The following is an 18,142-nucleotide window of genomic DNA, read 5'->3' as shown; positions in this document are numbered from 1 at the left end:
CACTTTTCACGCCTTATGGATTACCCTAGCGCGCCTCGCATGAAGCGGTTCCCGCAGTGCCGGCTGGCAAAATAGCGGCGCAGCCACGCGAACAATAGAGACACCGAAATCATCATGAATCGCACCGACGATCCATTCGATACCTATCTGCTGCGCGTGCTGTGCACGCTGATCGGGGAACGCAGCGTGTCACGCACGGCCATTCGTATGAACCAGTCGCAGCCGGCCATCAGCTCGGCGCTCAAGCGTCTGCGCGCCATCTTCAACGATCCGCTGCTTACGCGCGAAAAGAACGCGATGGTGCCGACCGAACGCGCGATTCAGCTCGCGCAGAGCGCACAGGCCGCATTGAGTGCGCTCGATAACCTGCTCGTATCCGACGATCATTTCGATCCCGCGACAACCGAGCAAAGCTTTACCGTCGGAATGCCCGATTATCTGGCGCCCCCGTTTTTTGCGCATGTCGTGCGCGAATTCAGGCACGCTGCACCACGCGCGCGCCTCATTGCGGTGCCGCTTTCGGCTTCATTCAATTACGAACAGGGGCTTTCCGAAGGCTCGCCCGATATCGTAATCGGCAACTGGCCCAATCCGCCCGAGCATCTTCATTTGTCGGTATTGCTGGAGGACGATGTCGTGTGCGTGGTCGCGCGCGATAGCGTCTATGCGCAATCAGGCAAGTTCGATGCCCAGGACTATCTGAGTGCATCGCATATCGTGCCCACGCCATATTCGCGCGATCAGCGCGGCGTCGTCGATACGGGACTCAGCACCATGCGCGTGCATCGCGATAACCGCGTGAGCTGCCCGTACTTCAATCTCGCGCCGAGCCTGATTCCGGGCACCGATCTTATTCTCACGACCGGCAGGCATTTCGCGAATTATCACGCGAAGCATCTTCCGCTCGTTGTGCTCGACGCCCCGATTGAATTTCCGTTCATGCGCTTTTATCAGTTGTGGCATCCGTCGCGGCATCGCTCGGCATCGCACGTCTGGCTGCGCGGCATGCTGACGGCGGCCGCTCAGGAATTGCGCGCGCTGCGCGACATGCATCGCGCGTAGCGCTATCGTGTTCTGTTATGCGGTCAATAGGATCGGCTGTCTCGCCGCCCGATCGCGCGGTTCCTATACTCGGCACGAATTGCCATCGACACGCCATAGGAGACGCGAGCATGTCACAGTCGATCAACCTGGAGCCGGTCAATTCGCTGGACCGCGCGGCATTCATTGGTGCATTCGCAAGCGTGTTCGAGCATTTTCCGCAAGCGGCGGAGGGCGCGTGGAGCGTGCGGCCGTTCGCATCCGCCAATGCCTTGCATGACGCGATGATGGATGTCATCCGCAATCTGGACGATAAAAGCCAGCGCGCATTTCTGAACCTGCATCCGTTGTTATCGGGCGCAAACATTCGCTCGGGAACGATGACGGCCGATTCCGATGCCGAACAAAAGAGCGCCGGGCTCGATGCCATGTCGATGGAACAGGAAGCGTCGCTCGATCGTCTCAACAGAGCTTATCTCGAGCGGCATGGCTTTCCATTCATCATCTGCGTGCGGCACTACACGCGCGAAGGCATCTTCAGCGCGCTCGAACGTCGCATTGGACGCAGCACGCAGCAGGAACTCGATGAGGCGCTCGCGCAAATCGCAGCGATCACGCGTGCGCGGCTGAATACGCGTCTTTCGGCGTTGAATTGATCAGTGTGCGCGAGCCTGAAAACGAATCAGGCTCGCGCACACACTACCGCGCATCACATGCACGCGGCACGCGATGAAAGTTTCGATCGAAATAAATCAGGCTATCGCCGTCGTCGCGCACGCGGATCGCGGTGGTTTGCACGAACATCACCGAGTGCGATCCTACTTCCTTCGCCTCGACGATCGTGCCTTGCAGGCTGGCGAGCGCATCGCGCAACACCGGCACGCCGTTCGCGCCTTCGTCCCACACCGGTAACGAAAAGCGCTCGTCCATCGACAATTGCGTGAGACCGGCGAAGTGTCGCGCGATCTGTTCGAGATGACCCGGCAACACGTTCACGCACACATTGCGATTGTTCACGAATGCGGCATGCATGGCGCTCGACCTGTTGATGCAGACGAGCAGCGTAGGCGGCGCATCCGTGACCGAGCACACCGCGCTCGCGGTAATGCCGCAACGGCCATGCGTGCCTGTCGTCGTGATGACATTCACTGCTGCGCCCAGATGAGCCATGGCCTGGCGGAACAGCTTGCGCACCTGATCGATATCGGAAAAGTCGGGACGGGGCAGCGCGGACATGGGAGCGTCTCCTGTTCGTTTCATGTTCAGGTTGTGTATAGCAAATGGTCAATCAAGCGTACGCGCTGAACCGCACAAATAAAATCGGCACGTCCCGCCCGCTCGCCCGGCGTAGTTACCGAACGCACTAAAGCTTTTACCTATCTTGCGTCATCGAGGTAAAGAAAGGACTTTCGCGGCGAATTTCGGCTGGTTATCATCGGCGCATCAAAAAACAGACCCTGCGATGAGACAGCCGAATCTTCCGGCGCGCTTGGTCCCTGATGCGCGCATCGAAAGAGCAATCGCAATGAATTCTTCCGCTCCCATGGTCTATATCGTCGATGACGACAACGGCATGCGTACCTCGCTTGCATGGCTGCTCGATTCAGTCGGCGTGAAGTCGGAAGGGTTCGCCAATGCCGCCGATTTTCTGCGCGCATTCGATGTGAGTCGTCCCGCTTGTCTCGTGCTCGATGTACGGATGCCGGAGGCGAGCGGATTCGACGTACAAGCCGAACTCAACCGCCGCGGTGCGACTTTGCCGATCATCTTCGTGAGCGGTCACGGCGACATTCCGATGTCCGTTCGCGCGCTTCAGCATGGCGCGATCGATTTCGTCGAGAAGCCCTATAACTCCCAGCAAATGCTCGATCGCGTGCAGCGCGCGATGAAGCTCGCGATGCAGCGTCACGCGAAAGACCAGCGGCAACGCGAGTTGCGCGAGCGCGTCGACTCGCTGACCGGGCGCGAGAAGGAGGTCTTGCGCGGCGTGATCGAGGGCAAAGCGAGCAAGCGCATCGCCGCCGATCTGCAGATCAGCGTCAAGACCGTCGACGTGCATCGCGCGAGCATCAAGGACAAGCTCGGAGCTGCATCCATCGCGACGCTCGTGCGCGATGTGCTCGAAGTATGGAGCCCATCCGGCGACGAGCGCGCATGATTCGAACTCGCTAACGCATGTAAAGGCCGCCGTTCACGTCCCAGCATGCACCGTTGGCGAAATACGCATCCGGTGATGCGAGCAGCACGGCCACGTCGGCGATGTAATCGGCCGAGCCGAGACGTCCCACGGGAATGCCGGCGATAACCTTGTCGAGTTTGTCGGCAGGCAGGCTCTCATGCACGATCGGAAGGTCAAGCGGACCAGGTGAGATCGCGTTGACGGTCACGCCGCGCGCGGCCAGATCGCGCGCAAAAACCTTGGTCAATGTAATCGCACCGCCTTTGGCGGCCGCGTAATGCGCGCCGGTCGCCGAACCGCCGTTCTGTCCCGCGAGCGATGCGATATTGACGATGCGACCCGCGCCGCGGTCCGCGAAATAGAGGCCGAATACCTGACAGCCGAAGAGCACGCTGCGCAGATTGATATCGATGACCTGATCGAACTGCTCTGCGGTAATCTCCATCACGGGCACGACTTTCGATGCACCCGCGTTGTTGACGAGCGCATCGATTCGGCCCCAGCGTTCATGCACGGCATCGCGTGCGTGTTCGAAGTCCGTCTTCGATGCCACATCCAGCCTGATGGCGAATGCGCTGCTCTGGTCCGCACTCAGCTCGCATGCGAGCGCTTGCGTTGCTTCAATTGCGATATCGGCCAGCGCAACCCTATAGCCTGCGGCATGAAAGCGGCGCGCGACCACGGCGCCGAGGCCGCGCGCGGCACCCGTGATGAGCGCGATTCTGTTGGACATGTTCGAGTTCCCTTTCTAATGAGCGAGAGCGGCCGCAATGTATGCGGCGACGATGCAGAGCGTTGCGTTACGGCACCGACAATGCACGTCCGACACGCGCCTCGATCTTTCCATAACGCCACAGGTTGTATTCGCCGACGGGCGTCGTGCGATAGAGATTGCATACCGCGGCGGCCGTATCGAAGTCTGCTACGTCGGCCATGATGTAGAAGGTCCACGGCGCGCCATCGGATTGGCCGACGACGAGACGATCGTCGTCCATCACGCCCAGCACGCGCACGTTCTCCATCGCTTCGACAGCAGCGAGCATCTTGCCGTAGGCTTGCCATACTTCGCCGATCTTCTCGCGCGGCAAATCAAAAAAGTTCTGCGTTACGCCGCAGCAAAAGAGCACGCGCAAAGGCAGGTTTCGGTTATCGGTCATGAAGCGTTACTCCTGATGTTATGCGTTATGCGATGAATGGGGATCAAAGATAGCCGGGAATGGGCGGCACACCGACGAACACGGCACCCGCGCCGTCGTAGTTCCCTTCGCCGAGAAATGCGTGTTGCGTGACGACCATCGCGTCGCGCATCAGGCGTTGCAATGGATGCGTGCGATAGATCGCCATCGTGCCGCCTAGTCGATAGGCGCGATTCACGACATCGGCGCCCTCACGCGCAATCTGCGTTGCGCAGAGGCGTAGCAGGCTCACTTGTTCCGGCATAACTTCATTGCCCGCGAGAATCGATTGCCATACGCTGTCGGTCGATTCGTAGAAGAAGGCCCGTGCGCTGCGCAGTTGTGCTTCCGCTTTTGCAAGCTCGATCCGGTAGTAGGCGCGGTCGGCGAGTTGCGGCGCGCCTGTCGTTGTCTTGCGGCCTCCGGCCATATGATTCGCGACATCGAGCGCTGCGCGCGCCAGACCGAGATTCACGACGGCGAGCACTTGCGCCGCATAAGCGATGGTCGGATAGCGATAGAGCGGTTCATCGACCGTTGATGGGCCACCTCGAACGAACGTCCAGTCTTCAGCAACGAATTGATCCGTCACGCGCAAATCGTGACTCCCGGTGCCCTGCATGCCGACGACGTTCCAGTTCTCGACGATCTCGACTTGCGCGGGGCGAAACACGGCCGTACGCGGCTTGCCTGGTGCTTCACCCGGCTTGCTGGTGCCGATGCCGACGCCGAGCCAGTCCGCGCCCTTGCAGCCGCTCGCGAACTTCCATGTGCCGCTCACGCGATAGCCGCCCGATGCTGGCTGTGCGTTCTGAACGGGGAAGAGGCCGCCCGCAAACACCTGGTCGGGACCGTCGGCGTAGATTGCAGCTTGCGTCGCAAGCGGCAACGCGGCGAGATAGAGATTCGCTGATCCAAAACTCGCGACCCATGCGGCGGAGCCGTCAGCGACAGCGATGCGCTCGATCATCTGCAGAAATTCTCCCGGTGCGCGCGCGTCACCGCCGAATCGTTTTGGCGTGGCCGCACGATAGATACCTGCGCGCTTGAGCTTGTCGATGACATCGCGCGGTACGTGCGACACGCGGTCGAATTCATCGCGACGCCGGGCGATTTCGGCGATCACATCGTCGAGCGCTATCGCGTCGGTTTGACTGGACAGATCGTCGCGAAGGGCGACTGCAATCGCGGATGCTGACATGGGGACATCTCCTTTTCGTTCGTATGGCGCATGAGATTGAGTTGAAGTGCTTTCGAGCCACACGCAGTAATGCCAGTCTAGGAATGCAAAAAGGCTGAAACAATTGGGAAGGCGAGCGTGCGATTCGGTGAAGCCTCCCGTCCGGCTAAAGAAATCTTTAGGGACGTGCGGGACGCGCCGATGCTATGGTTAGCGTTGCAACCATGTATCCCATGCGCCACGACATGAACTTCCCCACCGAAGACGATTTCCACCGCCTGCTCGATGCGCTGACGCAATGCGTGCTGCTACACGACGCCGAAACGAAGGCCATCGTGTGGGCCAATCGCGCAGCATGCATCGCGCTGGGTTTTTCGGTGGAAGAATTGCTTCCGCTCAAGGCGCACGATATGACGCGCGATGACATCAGGTATCGCCGCGAAATTGCCGTGAATGCGATGGATCGCTCCATCACGGAAGGTCCGCAAAGTTATGAGTGGTGTTATCGCTCGCGCGCGGGCGTCGACATGCTGTCCGAGGCAATCGCGACATACGTACCGCTCACGGGACGCGAAGTTGTGATGGTGCAGTTTCGCGACATCAGCGCTGAAGATGCAATGCGGCAGAAATTGCGCCGCTATGAAACACGCTTGCGCGAATACATGCAGGATCTGGGTGAGGGCGTTGCAGTGCTGACGCCGCGCGGCAAGGTGAGTTTCATCAGCGAATCGGGACGACGCGTGCTCGGTGTCGCGAACGATGCGCCACTCGGCGTCGCGCTCGACTATTGCACGAGATCCGATCGCGACCGGCTCGTCACCCAGTTGCGCAGTGCGACGCGCCAACATTCGACGCCCGCGCAACGCTATGCGATCACGCGTCGTGACGGCGCGAAACGATGGCTGCGCATAACGTGCAGGCGCATCGATATCGAAGACGGCACACTGGTTCATTTCCGCGACATCAGCGATGAAGTGGCGATCGAGGAAGCCCGGCGAAGCGAAGCGCGGATGCTCGAATACGCGGGACGTTATAACGCTATGGGCGAAATGGCGACCGCGATCGCACACGAGTTGAGCCAGCCGCTCGCTGCCGTGCGCAACTTCATCGAAGGCGCGATTCAGCGGCTCGCGCAGCCAGATTCCATCGACAGCGCGATCTGGGGCCTGCGTGCAGCGGACCGGCAAGCAGAGCACGCGGCGCATATCATCAAGAGCGTGCGCGAGTTCATCGTGAAGCGGGAGCCTGCCGAAGCTCAGACCGATCTTCGCGACGTGCTCGCGGATGTCGCTTACTTCATCCAGTTGCGCGCGCGAGACGAAGGCGTGACGGTCAGGATCGAGCCATCGCACGAGCCGTTGCCGATACGTTGCGAGCGCGTGCTTATCGGTCAGGTGATCCTCAATCTGGCATTCAACGCAGTCGAAGCAATGAGCGGCATGAAACCGTCTGCCGGCACCGTCACGCTTGCCGCGATGACGAACGGAAAGACAGCCGAACTGCATGTGATCGACGACGGACCAGGCGTGCCCGATGATGCGCTCGAACGCCTGTTCGACGGCTTCTCGTCGTCGAAGGCGGGCGGCAACGGCATCGGCCTGTCGTTGTGCAAGAACATCGTGTCGCGTCACGAAGGACGGATCTGGGCGCAACGCGCGGCGGGCGGCGGACTGGAATGCTGCTTCGCGTTGCCCTTGTTGCACCATACGGATTGACACGACGTTGCGCGTTGAGTGAGCAACATGGATCACAAGCGCTCGGCATATCGAGGTGTCGGCGTCGCGCCGGAGGGCATGCTCTCATGCAGGCCCGGGCTATCGATCGTCACGCGCGCTTCACGCGTTTCGCGTTCGAGACTCGATCGGTATTGACTGCATCCGACGAAAAGCAGCACGGCAGCAAGCCCGATCGCCACGGCATTGATGATGGCCATCGAGTGACCAACCGCGAGCGGCGATCCGAATACCTTGTCGGTGATAAGCGCGACGAGCGTCGTGCCGAGACCCAGTCCGATGAGATTCGATACCAGCAGGAACATCGCGGATATCTGTGCGCGCATCTGGTTCGGCGCAAGTGCCTGCATGGCGGCGGCGGAAGTCGGCAACGGGAACGACGCGAAGAACATCGCCACGACGAGCCATGCGAGCGATGCGGCGAGGCTCGTCGTCTGAGTGAACGCGATCGCAGGAGCGAGCATGCATGCCGCGCCGATCCACGCTGCGCGCATCGGCGCATCGGTGTGTCCGCGACGCAGCAGCCAGTCGCTGAGCCAGCCGCCGCAGAAGACGCCCGTCGTATTGGCGACGAGCATCACGATGCCGAGCATATAACCCGCTTCGACCGGCGAGAGAGCGAAACGGCGCATATAGAACGCAGGTGTCCAGCTCATCAGACAGTACAGGCCCATCGCATAGAACGAGAAGCCGACGTAGTGGCAGAAAAAGGTCTTGCGATGATTGGCGATGAAACGCAGCGCATCACCCATCGCGACTCGCTTGACCTTGCCCGACCCGTCCTGCGCAAGTCCTTTGCGCGCGGGATCGCGTACCGTCAGCATGAAGACGAAGGCGACGAGAAGACCCGGCAATCCGACGATGAAGAACGTCAATTGCCATGCGCGTAGTTCGCCGACCAGCGGCAAGGCGAACACGCTCGCGTGCTTGAGCAATGCAATCACATAACCGCCGACAAGAAATGCAATGCCGCCGCCGATGAACGAGCCGAGCGAATAGATGCCGATTGCACGGCCCATCTTTTCCTTGGGAAAAAAATCCGCGAGCATCGAATAGGTTCCCGGCGATAGGGCGGCTTCACCCACGCCGACACTCATGCGCGAGACGAACATGTGAACGAAGCTCTGACTCAGGCCGCATGCCGCGGTCGCGACGCTCCACAGCGCAATGCCCGCAGCGATGATGCGCGGACGTGCGAAACGGTCCGCGAGGTACGCGATCGGCATGCCCATCACCGCGTAGAAAAGCGAGAACGCGAAGCCGTGCAAGAGACTGAACTGCGTATCGCTGAGATGCAGATCGCGCTTGATCGGCTCGATCATAAGCGCGAGCACCTGCCGGTCGATGAACGAGAACACATAAGCCAGCATGCAGATCACGACGACATACCACTCGTATGTATAGCGCTTGCTTTTGGGCTTCATGGTGGTTGGGAAGTGAGGTTCGGGTGTGAGGCAGTGTCGATGCGGAGGATATCGGCGTCAAATTCGCCGAAAAGGGATGCGATCATCAGTGAGGCAAATTTGAATCGACATCGGCGGCATTTATCGATAGATGCGCTTTTGACTGATTTGCCGTGTCGCGAGGTCAAAACGCAGACTTCTGATCTGCGAACCTTCTTGGGCGCACTATCAGGGTGCAATCCTTGCGAACTAGTAGTTAAAGTAATTACTCAACTTCGCGATAGCGCGTGATCGCCTACGCATGAGCGCATGCGTTTTTCAATCGTGCATTCCTAGGATTGCGCAACAGGCACTAGAGGAGAAGAATCGAAAAGCTTGACGCCAAAAAATTGAAAACCTATAAGCAGTCGCGTCGAGGCGACGCAAGCAGCAGGAGGAGGGCATGTACGCCAACTACGAAACCTTCGAGGACGCCGACCACCACGCGCATGCGCTGGCGGGGTGGGAGCAGCGCTATGACCAGGTGGGCGAGGGCGCATTCCGCAGCACGGTGAAGCAGGTTTCATTAGCGGGCGTTCAGGTCTTTCAGGAATCTGCGAACGTGCGTATCGTTCAGCGCGGGCAATTGCCGGCCGGATTCGTCACGTTCGGACTCGTGCTCGGCGGTGGCGCGCCGTTCTCGTTTCAGGGCGTGCGGGTCGACGAAAACGCGCTCGTCGTCGCGCCCGGCGACAAGGAATTTCTTCTGCATTCGCCGCCCGATATGTCGATGCTTGGCGTCGCCATCGATGCGCAATTGCTTGCTTCAGCGGCGGACGCGGCGGGCGTCGATGTGCAGGACGAAATCCTCAGCCGTCATGTGCTGAGCATTCCCGGCGCGGCCGGCGCGCGTGCGGGTAAGCGCATCATCGCGGCGGTCGAGACCGTGCTGGCGGACCGGAATCCGATTTTGTCCGATGATGGCGCGCATTGCTTCACACATACGGTCACCGAAAGCATCCTCGACCTCCTGACGTTTCATGTACCGACGCGCGAGGACCGGCTCACTTATGCGTGCCGCGCCGACGTCGTGCGGCGCGCACACGATCTCGTGCTTGCGCGTCCGGAGCAGCCGATATCGGTGCTGGATTTATGCGAAAAACTGCGCGTGAGCCGCCGCACCATTCAAAACAGCTTTCAATCCGTCACGCAGATGAACCCTGTAAGTTATCTGCGAGCCGTGCGCCTTGCTCAGGTGAGACGGCTTCTTACGACGACATCGCAAAGCGAAGTACCGGTTCGCGAGGCTGCAATGCGCTGGGGATTTTCCAACCTCGGCCACTTCGCGAGCGATTACAAAAGCCTGTTCGGCGAACTTCCCTCTCAAACGCCGCGCGCCCGCTGAACAGCGCTTCACGCATTCCTGGTTGCCGATAACAGGCCGCATTGTCGCGGCTTGATATCGGCATTCGTGCTTCGAAAATCTGCGCGAAAAGCCTGATCTCTGTCGGCTCCCTTTCGAATGCTCCATTTCGGCACGCACGCGCTGCCGGTTCCGAAGTGCTTCTTTTTATTGTCGTCTTTAGAGTCGTTTCGACGATAAACAAGGAGACGCACAGATGGAGATGAGACGGCTAGCCACCGCCATGGGGGCCTTACTGTATGGACTGCTTGCGTGTCAGCCGCACGCGGGCGCGGCCGAAAAGCCGGAAGAACTGACGGTTGCGAAGGTCCCGCCCTATAGCCCGCATCGCGTGTTCGTGACGGATGTGTCGTTTGCGAGCATGACCGATGCGCGCGTTCATGTCTTCGACGGCGACACGAAGCGCTTCCTCGGCGAGATCGATGCAGGCTTTGCTCCGGGCTTCACGATCTCCCCCGACCACAAGACGAGCTATGTCGCGACGACGTATTTCGCGCGCGGCAGCCATGGCGCACGCACCGATGTAGTCGAGATCATCGATAACACGACGCTCGAGGTGACCGATGAAATCGTGATCCCGGCCAAGCACGGTCAGACCGTGCCGACGCCTTACAGCACGATCCTCTCGCAAGACGGTAGCCGACTTTACGTGTCGAACATTACGCCGTCGACATCGGTCACGGTCATCGATACGGCCGCGAAGAAGGTTCTCGGAGAGATCGACACCGATGCTTGCGTGCTCGCGTATCCGAGCGGCAATGACCGCTTCTCGGCACTGTGCGAGAGCGGCAAGGCGCTCACCATCAAGCTCGATGCAAGCGGCAAGGAAGCGAGCCGCAAGCTCTCCGACGCGTTCATCGACGTCGATAAAGACCCGGCCTTCATCAACGCGGTGCGCGACGGCAACCAGTATCTCTTCACCACGTTCAACGGCAACGTGCGTACCGCCGATTTCTCCGGCGATGCACCGGTGTTCGGAACGTCGTGGTCCTTGCTGAGCGATCAGGAACGCAAGGCAGGCTGGCGTCCGGGAGGCTTGCAGCAGACCGCGCTGAATGTGGGCACACATCGTCTTTACGTGGCCATGCACAAGGGCGCGGACGGTTCGCATAAAGAGCCGGGCACGGAGATCTGGGTCTACGACACGCAGAGCAAGAAGCGCGTAGCGCGCTGGGATCTCGCGAAGCAGAAGATCGATCCGCTACTCGCGATCCAGGTCAGCACCGATGACAAGCCGCTCTTCTACGGCCTCACGCCGACATCCGATCTCGTCGTGATGGACGCGACGACCGGCAAGCGCCAGCATGTCGAAAAGCAACTCGGCACGACGTCGACGTTGCTGCTCAACCCTTGAGGTGACGCGATGATCGATCCCGTCATTCTCATGGTGTGCATCGCAAGCGCGACGATCATCGCACTCGCGGGCACGGCGCCGAAGTGGCGCGAACCATCACGCTTTCGCGCTTCGCTCGAAGCGTTCGCCTTGCTGCCGTCGTTCGCAGTGACGCCGTTGTCGTTCGCGTTGCCTGCACTCGAAGCGGCTGGCGCGATCGGCGTGTTGTTCGCCGATACCCGCATGGTCAGCGCCATCGTGCTGGCCGCGCTTTTCGTGCTCTTCGGCGCGGCGCTCGCGATCAACGTGCTGCGCGGTCATACCGACATCGATTGTGGCTGCTCGGGCTTCATCGCAGCAAGCTCATCGACGCGCACGCCTAAGTCGATCGGATGGTGGCACGTCGCGCGTGCTCTGATGCTCGCCGCGCTCGCGGCCGCCGCACTCATTCCCGCTACGAGCCGCGCGCTGATGTGGTTCGACTATCTGAGCGCAGGCGCCTGCACGCTTTTCGCCGTCGCGGCGTGGTTCACGCTCGACGTGCTGCTGGTCAATCTTCCCAAGCTCGATTCTCTGAGGAATTCATGATGCAAACCGCCCTGATGATTTCGGCCGCACTGTCGTGGGCCGCTTTGCTCGCGCTCGGCGCGATCTGTCTCGCACTTGTTCGCCAAGTCGGCATTCTCTATGAACGCATGATGCCCGCGGGCGCGCTCATGATCGACAAGGGACCGGCCGTCGGCGCGATCGCACCGGTGTTCGAACTCGGCGATATCGCCGGCCGCGCAGTGAAGGTCGGCGGCCTGTCGAACTCGAAGCGCAACACGCTCGTCTTCTTCCTTTCGCCGACGTGCCCCGTGTGCAAGAAGCTGCTGCCTTTGCTTCCGTCGATCCAGGCGCGCGAAGGTTCGGTCGACATCGTGCTTGCCAGCGATGGCGAATTCGAAGAGCACGCCGCGTTCTATCGCAAGTCCGGTCTTTCGCAATATCCGTATGTGCTGTCGCAGGAACTCGGCCTTGCTTATCAGATCGGCAAGCTGCCCTATGCCGTGCTGCTCGATGACGAAGGCAAGGTCCGCGCGAAAGGTCTCGTGAACACGCGTGAACATCTGGAAAGCCTGTTCGAAGCGAAGGAACGCGGTGTCGCGTCGCTGCAGGAATTCGTGCACGGCAAGCACGATGACCACGCGCATCACGGCCATCACGACCACGAAGCGCAAGTCGGGCAGCACGCCTGAAGACGCCGATAACTTTTCCATTCCTACAGGTGAGCGTCCATGAAATGGCTGGATTCATTCTTCGAACATAAGGCGCGCGGCGTCGCGCAACGCAGTTCGCGGCGCAGCGCGATGGCGAAGCTCGGGAAAGTGCTGGTCGGATCGGCAATGGTGCCGCTGTTGCCGGTCGATCGCACCGCCTATGCAACGGAGCCGAAGAAGCCGGGTTCATCGGCAAGCGATGATCCGACGAGTTGCGACTACTGGAAGTATTGCGCGATCGACGGCTGGCTTTGCAGCTGCTGTGGCGGCACGTCGAGCAGTTGCCCGCCGGGCACGACGCCTTCTCCGATCACGTGGATCGGAACGTGCCGCAATCCGCACGACGGCTCGGATTACATCGTGTCGTACAACGACTGCTGCGGCAAGACGAGCTGCGGACGCTGCTTCTGCAATCGCAATGAACGCGAAAAGCCGCTTTACAAGCTATCGCTCAATAACGATATCAACTGGTGCATGGCGAACGGCAATTCGAATTACCACTGCTCGGTATCGGTCCTGTTGGGAGCGGCAACGCAATGAAGACTGCAACTGTTTTGATGGCGGCGTTGGTCGCCGGCGCAATGAGCTTTGCTTCGGGCGCTTTCGCACAGACAGTGCATTACCCGGGCGGCAAATCGACCTTCGATGGCAAATGCGCGGTCTGTCATCAGGCAGGCGGAAAAGGCATGGACGGACTTGCGCCGCCGCTCGTCGAATATCCCGGCAAATATGCGGGCTCTGCCGATGGCCGCGCGCAATTAGGGCACACCGTGCTCTATGGCATGTTCGGCCCGATCAAGGTCAAGGAGAAAAGCTATAACTTCAAGATGCCGAGCTTCGCATCGCTCTCCGATGAAGAGATCGCGGATGTGTTGAACTACGTCGTGTTCGATCTGAACGCGCAGCATGGTTCAGCGAAGCCTTTCGACGTCGCCGAAGTCAAGGCATGGCGCGCGGGCCCGCTCGATCAGACCGCCGTGCACCAGCGTCGCGAAGCAGTCGTGAAGGGCCTGGGGCTATGAAGCCGCGGGCGATGCTCGTCGCTGCGACGCTGGCCGCGCTGTCGACGACGGCGGCATCGCAGACGCAGGCGTACGACGCGGCGCGCGCGCGACAGGACTGGGTGCTCAATTGCATGGGATGCCACACCGCCGACGGCTCGGGCATTCCCGGCAAGGTGCCCGCATTGCGCAACTCGCTCGGTCATTTCGTCTCGCTTCCCGACGGCCGTCAGTTTGTGATGCGAGTACCGGGCGCTGCCAATTCCGCATTGAACGACGCAGAGCTCGCGAACGTCTTGAACTGGTTGCTCGCGACGATGAACGAGCAATCGAGGCCCGCATCGTTCAAGCCTTATACGGCGGAAGAAATTGCGGCGCATCGCAGACCCGCGCTCACCGATGTCGCGCGTATCCGCATGAAGCTCGTCAAGGAATTGCAGGAGAACGGCGTGAACGCCGTCCCGGAACATTACTAGGAGACAACCCGATGAATAACAGCCAGCATCCCGCGATGCTCGATTCCACGCGCGCATTCCTCGCATCGGCGAAAAAAATGCTCATCGATGGCGCATGGGTCGATAGCGCGAGCGGCGCGACACTCGATGTGATCGATCCCGCCGATGGAGAACTGCTCGCACGCGTGCCGAGCGCCGACGAAATCGATGTCGATCGCGCCGTGCAAGCCGCACGCCGCGCGTTCGACGACTCCGCATGGTCGCGCATGAAACCGACCGATCGCGAGCGTCTCTTGCTGCGCGTTGCCGATCTTATCGAAGCGAACGCGCGCGAGCTCGCGGAAATCGAATCGCTCGACAATGGCAAACCGGTGACGGTCGCCCACGGGCTCGATGTGTCGATGGCCGCGCAATGCTTCCGCTATATGGCCGGCTGGGCGACCAAGATCGAAGGCAGCACGCTGGAAGCATCGATTCCATATAGCCCGTCGAACGATTTCTTCGGCTATACGCGCAAGGAAGCGGTCGGCGTCGTCGGCGCAATCATTCCGTGGAATTTTCCGCTGCTGATGGCATCGTGGAAACTCGCGCCCGCGCTCGCGACTGGCTGCACCGTCGTGCTGAAGCCTGCGGAAGACACGCCGCTTTCCGCATTGCGGCTCGCGATGCTGATCGAAGAGGCGGGCATCGAGAAGGGTGTCGTGAATGTCGTCACCGGCCTCGGCCGCACGGCGGGCGCGGCGCTCGCGCGTCATCCGGGCATCGACAAGATCGCGTTCACGGGTTCCACGCCGACGGGTAAAGCTATCGGTCACGCGGCGCTCGATAACATGACGCGCATGTCGCTCGAACTCGGCGGCAAATCGCCGGTTATCGTGCTGCCGGATGTCGATATCGATAAAGCTGCAGAAGGCGTCGCCAATGCGATCTTCTTCAACTCGGGACAAGTCTGCACTGCGGGCTCGCGCGTCTATGTGCACGAGAAAGTATTCGATCGCGTGATGGAGCGTGTCGCGGCGATCGCGCAATCCTTGCCGATGGGACCGGGCCTCGATGAATCGACGCAGATCGGCCCGCTGGTTTCCGCACGGCAAATGGATCGTGTGCTGAGCTATATCGAAGCGGGCCGCGATGAAGGCGCGCGTGCTATCGCGGGCGATGCGCGCAAGGACGGCGCCGGTTTCTTCGTGAAGCCGACAGTGCTCGTCGATACCGATCATTCGATGAGGGTCGTGCGCGAAGAGATCTTCGGACCGGTGCTCGTCGCGATGCCGTTCATCGATATCGACAGCGTGGTCGCCAAGGCAAACGACACGCCTTATGGACTCGGCGCGAGCATCTGGTCGAACGATCTCTCGGAAATTCACAAGCTCGTGCCGCGCATCAAGGCGGGCACGGTATGGGTCAATTGCCACTCGCTGCTGGATAACGCGATGCCGTTCGGCGGATTCAAGCAGTCGGGTTTCGGGCGCGAGCTCGGACGCGCGGTGATCGACATGTACACAGAGACCAAGTCGGTGCTGATCAACTACGCGTGAGGACGCTTGCATGACAACTAAAACGATCGCGCGGCAACTTGTCTCGACAGCGGCGCTCGCCGTGTGCGCGAGCGCATCGGCGCAAAGCAATGTGACGCTGTATGGAACGGTGGATGCAGGGCTGACTTATACGACGAATCAGCAAGTCACCAATGCGGACGGGAGCGTCGGTTCGGGGCATAACTTCGCGTTCTCCGGCGGCAATCTCGTGCCTTCACGCTTCGGCTTGCTCGGTGTGGAAGATCTCGGCGGCGGCTTGCAAGCGAAATTCAACGTGGAGAACAGTTTCTATACGGGAACGGGAAGCCTGGTGCAGGGCGGGGCGCTATTCAACCGTCAGGCTTGGGTGGGCCTCGCGCACGAACAGTTCGGCACGTTGTCCCTCGGACGTCAATACGACTCGTATAGCGATTTCCTCGGGCCTTACGTATCGAGCAATTCGTGGGCGACGCTTTATGGTTCGCATATCGGCGACGTCGATAACCTTAACGAAGCGTTCAACTTCAACAACGCGATCAAATACACGAGCCCGGACTGGAATGGCTTTTCGGTGGGCGGCACTTATAGCCTCGGCGGCATTGCAGGCGACTTCGGGCAACGGCGCGGATATTCGTTCGCCGCGGCTTATACGCGTTTGCCCATCTCGATCAGCGCAGGTTATCTGAACCTGCACAATCCGCTCGATGCGGCGTTGGGCGGAGCAAACGGCTACATCGGCGATTTCGCGTGTTCGAATCCGTCGGCACTCTATTGTCAATTGCAGAACGCGGAAGCGTTGAAGGCGTATGGCGCGGGCGCATCTTATGCAATCGGGCCGGCGACTATCGCGCTGACTTATACGCATAGTCGTCTCGAGCATAGCCAGTACTTCGCCGATAGCGCTAATCCGCAGGGCCGCGACATCGCGTTCGATATCGGCGAAGTGAATCTGACTTATGCCGCGACGCCGTTCCTGCAACTCGGGCTTGCCTATATCTATAACAATGCGAAGCCGGCCGGCGGTTCATCGACGCGTTTTCATCAAGTGAACGTCGGCGCGAACTATGCGCTGTCCAAGCGCACTGCGCTGTATGGCGTCGCGATCATGCAGAAGGCGGTCGGCGCGGGACTAGGCATCGATCCGGCGACGGGTGGACCGGCGAATTACGCGCAGATTCCCAATCTGCCGAATTCGAACAGCGATCGCCAGTTGTCCGTGACGCTCGGCATACGGCATAACTTTTAAGTATTTCCAGGGGCGTGCTTTGACCCGGCCGGAACGATTTCCCGCCGGGCTTTTTTTCTCGCGTTCAAGAGATACGCATGATTTGATGATCGTTGATACGATCGCAGCATGAACATTAAGCGCGATGTACATGCCGATCTGTACGGAGTCGATGGCTGCAAGGCGGGCTGGTTCGTCGCGAAGCAATGCGGTCGCACCGGAACGATCGCGACGAAAGTTATCGGCCGCTTCGAAGATCTGCTCGAATGGAAGCGCGCGAATGCTATCGTTGCTGTGGATATGCCGATCGGTCTTTCATCGAATGGCGTTCGGACGTGTGACACGCTCGCTCGAAAAATACTCGGACGTCCGCGCGCAAGCTCTGTCTTTACGCCGCCGATTCGCGCGGCTTTAGTCTCGTCGAGCTATGAAGAAGCGTGTGCGGTCAATCAGGCCGTCACCGGAAAACGAATCTCCATTCAGGCATTTCACCTTCGCAACAAGATTGCAGAAGTCGATGACATGCTGCGCACGCTCGCCGATGATGATGTGCGCGTCTTCGAAGTGCATCCCGAGTTGAGCTTCATGCATCTGCGAATGGAGCAGGGCGGTCCGGCGCACGGCCTGCGCGAAAGCAAGGCGATTGCATCGGGATTCGCATTGCGTCGCGCGTTGCTCGTGCGATGCTTCGGCGGCTCGATCGATACGGCGCTCGCGGCGCGCAAGCCCGCGCAAGCGTCGCTGGACGATGTGCTCGACGCATTCGCGGCGTTATGGACCGCGCGCCGAATCGTTTCGGCAACGACATTCCGTCTGCCCGACGACATCGAGTTCGATTCGGAAAGTCTTCCCATGGCCATTCATTGCTGATGTTGGCGGACGGTTTCGTCAAAAGAATTCGAAATACGACGGCGAGCACGGCGGTATAAAATTGAGACGTACTCGTATCGCGCTCGAATGCGCCCGCTGCCATGGAAACTCCGTCGGGCAAAGAAGCCTCCCGCAAGCGGATGACGCCACGCACGCTCAACGTGCTGACGGCGCTCATCGGACTTGCCACGCTCGCATTGGGCGTCGCCTGGTTGATCTATACGTGGATCGTCCATCTCGAAGTGCCGTACTTCGCGATTCCGCTCGTGCTGACGGTGCCGGTGATCGTCGCGGTGGCGTTCCGCAACTGCTGGGACTGACGCGCCTGAAATGAAAACGCACCGTGGCGATACGATCGCGACGGTGCGT

20 protein-coding genes are annotated in these 18,142 nt (G+C 60.2%); 15 read left to right on the top strand and 5 right to left on the bottom strand.

The window, feature by feature from the left end; genetic code table 11:
* Window positions 1–114: 114 nt before the first annotated feature.
* On the top strand, window positions 115–1,062 hold the full coding sequence (locus NCS03_RS17455; RefSeq protein WP_250529475.1) for a LysR family transcriptional regulator: 948 nt from the start codon (window positions 115–117) through the stop codon (window positions 1,060–1,062).
* Window positions 1,063–1,172: 110 nt separating this feature from the next.
* Entirely contained in the window at window positions 1,173–1,697 is a 525-nt protein-coding gene (gene uraD, locus NCS03_RS17450) for a 2-oxo-4-hydroxy-4-carboxy-5-ureidoimidazoline decarboxylase (RefSeq protein WP_008353319.1), read from the top strand.
* Window positions 1,698–1,740: 43 nt separating this feature from the next.
* Here the strand turns inward: uraD and hpaC are convergent, their stop codons facing one another.
* A complete protein-coding gene (gene hpaC, locus NCS03_RS17445; RefSeq protein WP_250529474.1) occupies window positions 1,741–2,277 on the bottom strand; it encodes a 4-hydroxyphenylacetate 3-monooxygenase, reductase component in 537 nt (178 codons plus the stop codon).
* 289 nt (window positions 2,278–2,566) lie between these two features.
* On the opposite strand from hpaC, the gene NCS03_RS17440 reads away from it, so the two are divergent.
* On the top strand, window positions 2,567–3,199 hold the full coding sequence (locus tag NCS03_RS17440; RefSeq protein WP_175979354.1) for a response regulator transcription factor: 633 nt from the start codon (window positions 2,567–2,569) through the stop codon (window positions 3,197–3,199).
* Window positions 3,200–3,209: 10 nt separating this feature from the next.
* Here NCS03_RS17440 and NCS03_RS17435 read toward each other — a convergent pair whose 3' ends face one another.
* From NCS03_RS17435 to NCS03_RS17425, 3 genes are all read right to left on the bottom strand, one after another.
* Window positions 3,210–3,953 carry an SDR family NAD(P)-dependent oxidoreductase gene (locus NCS03_RS17435; RefSeq protein ID WP_250529473.1) on the bottom strand — a complete coding sequence of 248 codons (744 nt, stop codon included), beginning with the start codon at window positions 3,951–3,953 and terminating at the stop codon, window positions 3,210–3,212.
* A gap of 67 nt (window positions 3,954–4,020) precedes the next feature.
* Window positions 4,021–4,377 (bottom strand): hypothetical protein, encoded by a 357-nt coding sequence (locus NCS03_RS17430; protein ID WP_175979352.1) that lies wholly within the window; start codon window positions 4,375–4,377, stop codon window positions 4,021–4,023.
* A gap of 43 nt (window positions 4,378–4,420) precedes the next feature.
* Window positions 4,421–5,596 carry an acyl-CoA dehydrogenase family protein gene (locus NCS03_RS17425; protein WP_175979351.1) on the bottom strand — a complete coding sequence of 392 codons (1,176 nt, stop codon included), beginning with the start codon at window positions 5,594–5,596 and terminating at the stop codon, window positions 4,421–4,423.
* 224 nt (window positions 5,597–5,820) lie between these two features.
* Here NCS03_RS17425 and NCS03_RS17420 point away from each other — a divergent pair, with 224 nt between their 5' ends.
* Window positions 5,821–7,290: a sensor histidine kinase gene (locus NCS03_RS17420; RefSeq protein ID WP_250435835.1), complete on the top strand. Its 1,470-nt coding sequence runs from the start codon at window positions 5,821–5,823 to the stop codon at window positions 7,288–7,290.
* Window positions 7,291–7,322: 32 nt separating this feature from the next.
* Here the strand turns inward: NCS03_RS17420 and NCS03_RS17415 are convergent, their stop codons facing one another.
* Window positions 7,323–8,732, bottom strand: coding sequence for a spinster family MFS transporter (locus NCS03_RS17415; RefSeq protein ID WP_250529472.1), 1,410 nt, complete (start codon window positions 8,730–8,732; stop codon window positions 7,323–7,325).
* Window positions 8,733–9,153: 421 nt separating this feature from the next.
* Between NCS03_RS17415 and NCS03_RS17410 the strand changes: the two genes are divergently transcribed.
* The 11 genes from NCS03_RS17410 to NCS03_RS17360 all read left to right on the top strand — a co-directional run bounded on the left by NCS03_RS17410 (window position 9,154) and on the right by NCS03_RS17360 (window position 18,093).
* Complete coding sequence (locus tag NCS03_RS17410; RefSeq protein WP_250502983.1) at window positions 9,154–10,095, top strand: helix-turn-helix domain-containing protein; 942 nt, start codon at window positions 9,154–9,156, stop codon at window positions 10,093–10,095.
* A 241-nt stretch (window positions 10,096–10,336) separates the two neighbouring features.
* Complete coding sequence (locus NCS03_RS17405; protein WP_250529471.1) at window positions 10,337–11,467, top strand: amine dehydrogenase large subunit; 1,131 nt, start codon at window positions 10,337–10,339, stop codon at window positions 11,465–11,467.
* A 9-nt stretch (window positions 11,468–11,476) separates the two neighbouring features.
* The gene (locus tag NCS03_RS17400; protein ID WP_175979347.1) at window positions 11,477–12,034 is read left to right on the top strand and encodes a MauE/DoxX family redox-associated membrane protein; all 558 of its coding nucleotides are present in this window, start codon (window positions 11,477–11,479) and stop codon (window positions 12,032–12,034) included.
* Window positions 12,031–12,684 carry a methylamine dehydrogenase accessory protein MauD gene (gene mauD / locus NCS03_RS17395; RefSeq protein ID WP_175979346.1) on the top strand — a complete coding sequence of 218 codons (654 nt, stop codon included), beginning with the start codon at window positions 12,031–12,033 and terminating at the stop codon, window positions 12,682–12,684. Before NCS03_RS17400 ends, mauD begins: the two co-directional genes overlap by 4 nt.
* A gap of 39 nt (window positions 12,685–12,723) precedes the next feature.
* Complete coding sequence (locus NCS03_RS17390) at window positions 12,724–13,245, top strand: methylamine dehydrogenase light chain (RefSeq protein WP_008353338.1); 522 nt, start codon at window positions 12,724–12,726, stop codon at window positions 13,243–13,245.
* Window positions 13,242–13,727, top strand: coding sequence for a c-type cytochrome (locus NCS03_RS17385; RefSeq protein WP_250435828.1), 486 nt, complete (start codon window positions 13,242–13,244; stop codon window positions 13,725–13,727). The genes NCS03_RS17390 and NCS03_RS17385 overlap by 4 nt, the downstream gene beginning before the upstream one ends.
* The gene (locus NCS03_RS17380; protein ID WP_008353340.1) at window positions 13,724–14,182 is read left to right on the top strand and encodes a c-type cytochrome; all 459 of its coding nucleotides are present in this window, start codon (window positions 13,724–13,726) and stop codon (window positions 14,180–14,182) included. The genes NCS03_RS17385 and NCS03_RS17380 overlap by 4 nt, the downstream gene beginning before the upstream one ends.
* 11 nt (window positions 14,183–14,193) lie before the next feature.
* The gene (locus tag NCS03_RS17375; protein ID WP_250529469.1) at window positions 14,194–15,699 is read left to right on the top strand and encodes an aldehyde dehydrogenase family protein; all 1,506 of its coding nucleotides are present in this window, start codon (window positions 14,194–14,196) and stop codon (window positions 15,697–15,699) included.
* Between the two features lie 10 nt (window positions 15,700–15,709).
* Window positions 15,710–16,924 carry a porin gene (locus tag NCS03_RS17370; RefSeq protein ID WP_250529468.1) on the top strand — a complete coding sequence of 405 codons (1,215 nt, stop codon included), beginning with the start codon at window positions 15,710–15,712 and terminating at the stop codon, window positions 16,922–16,924.
* Window positions 16,925–17,032: 108 nt separating this feature from the next.
* On the top strand, window positions 17,033–17,773 hold the full coding sequence (locus tag NCS03_RS17365) for a DUF429 domain-containing protein (RefSeq protein WP_250529467.1): 741 nt from the start codon (window positions 17,033–17,035) through the stop codon (window positions 17,771–17,773).
* Between the two features lie 101 nt (window positions 17,774–17,874).
* Window positions 17,875–18,093, top strand: coding sequence for a hypothetical protein (locus NCS03_RS17360; RefSeq protein ID WP_033536141.1), 219 nt, complete (start codon window positions 17,875–17,877; stop codon window positions 18,091–18,093).
* The last annotated feature ends 49 nt before the right edge of the window (window positions 18,094–18,142 follow it).

Source organism: Caballeronia sp. ATUFL_F1_KS4A, from assembly GCF_023630905.1.
Lineage (GTDB): Bacteria > Pseudomonadota > Gammaproteobacteria > Burkholderiales > Burkholderiaceae > Caballeronia > Caballeronia zhejiangensis.
The sequence above is the reverse complement of the archived record's forward strand: the minus strand, read 5'-3'. Positions and strand labels throughout refer to the sequence as shown.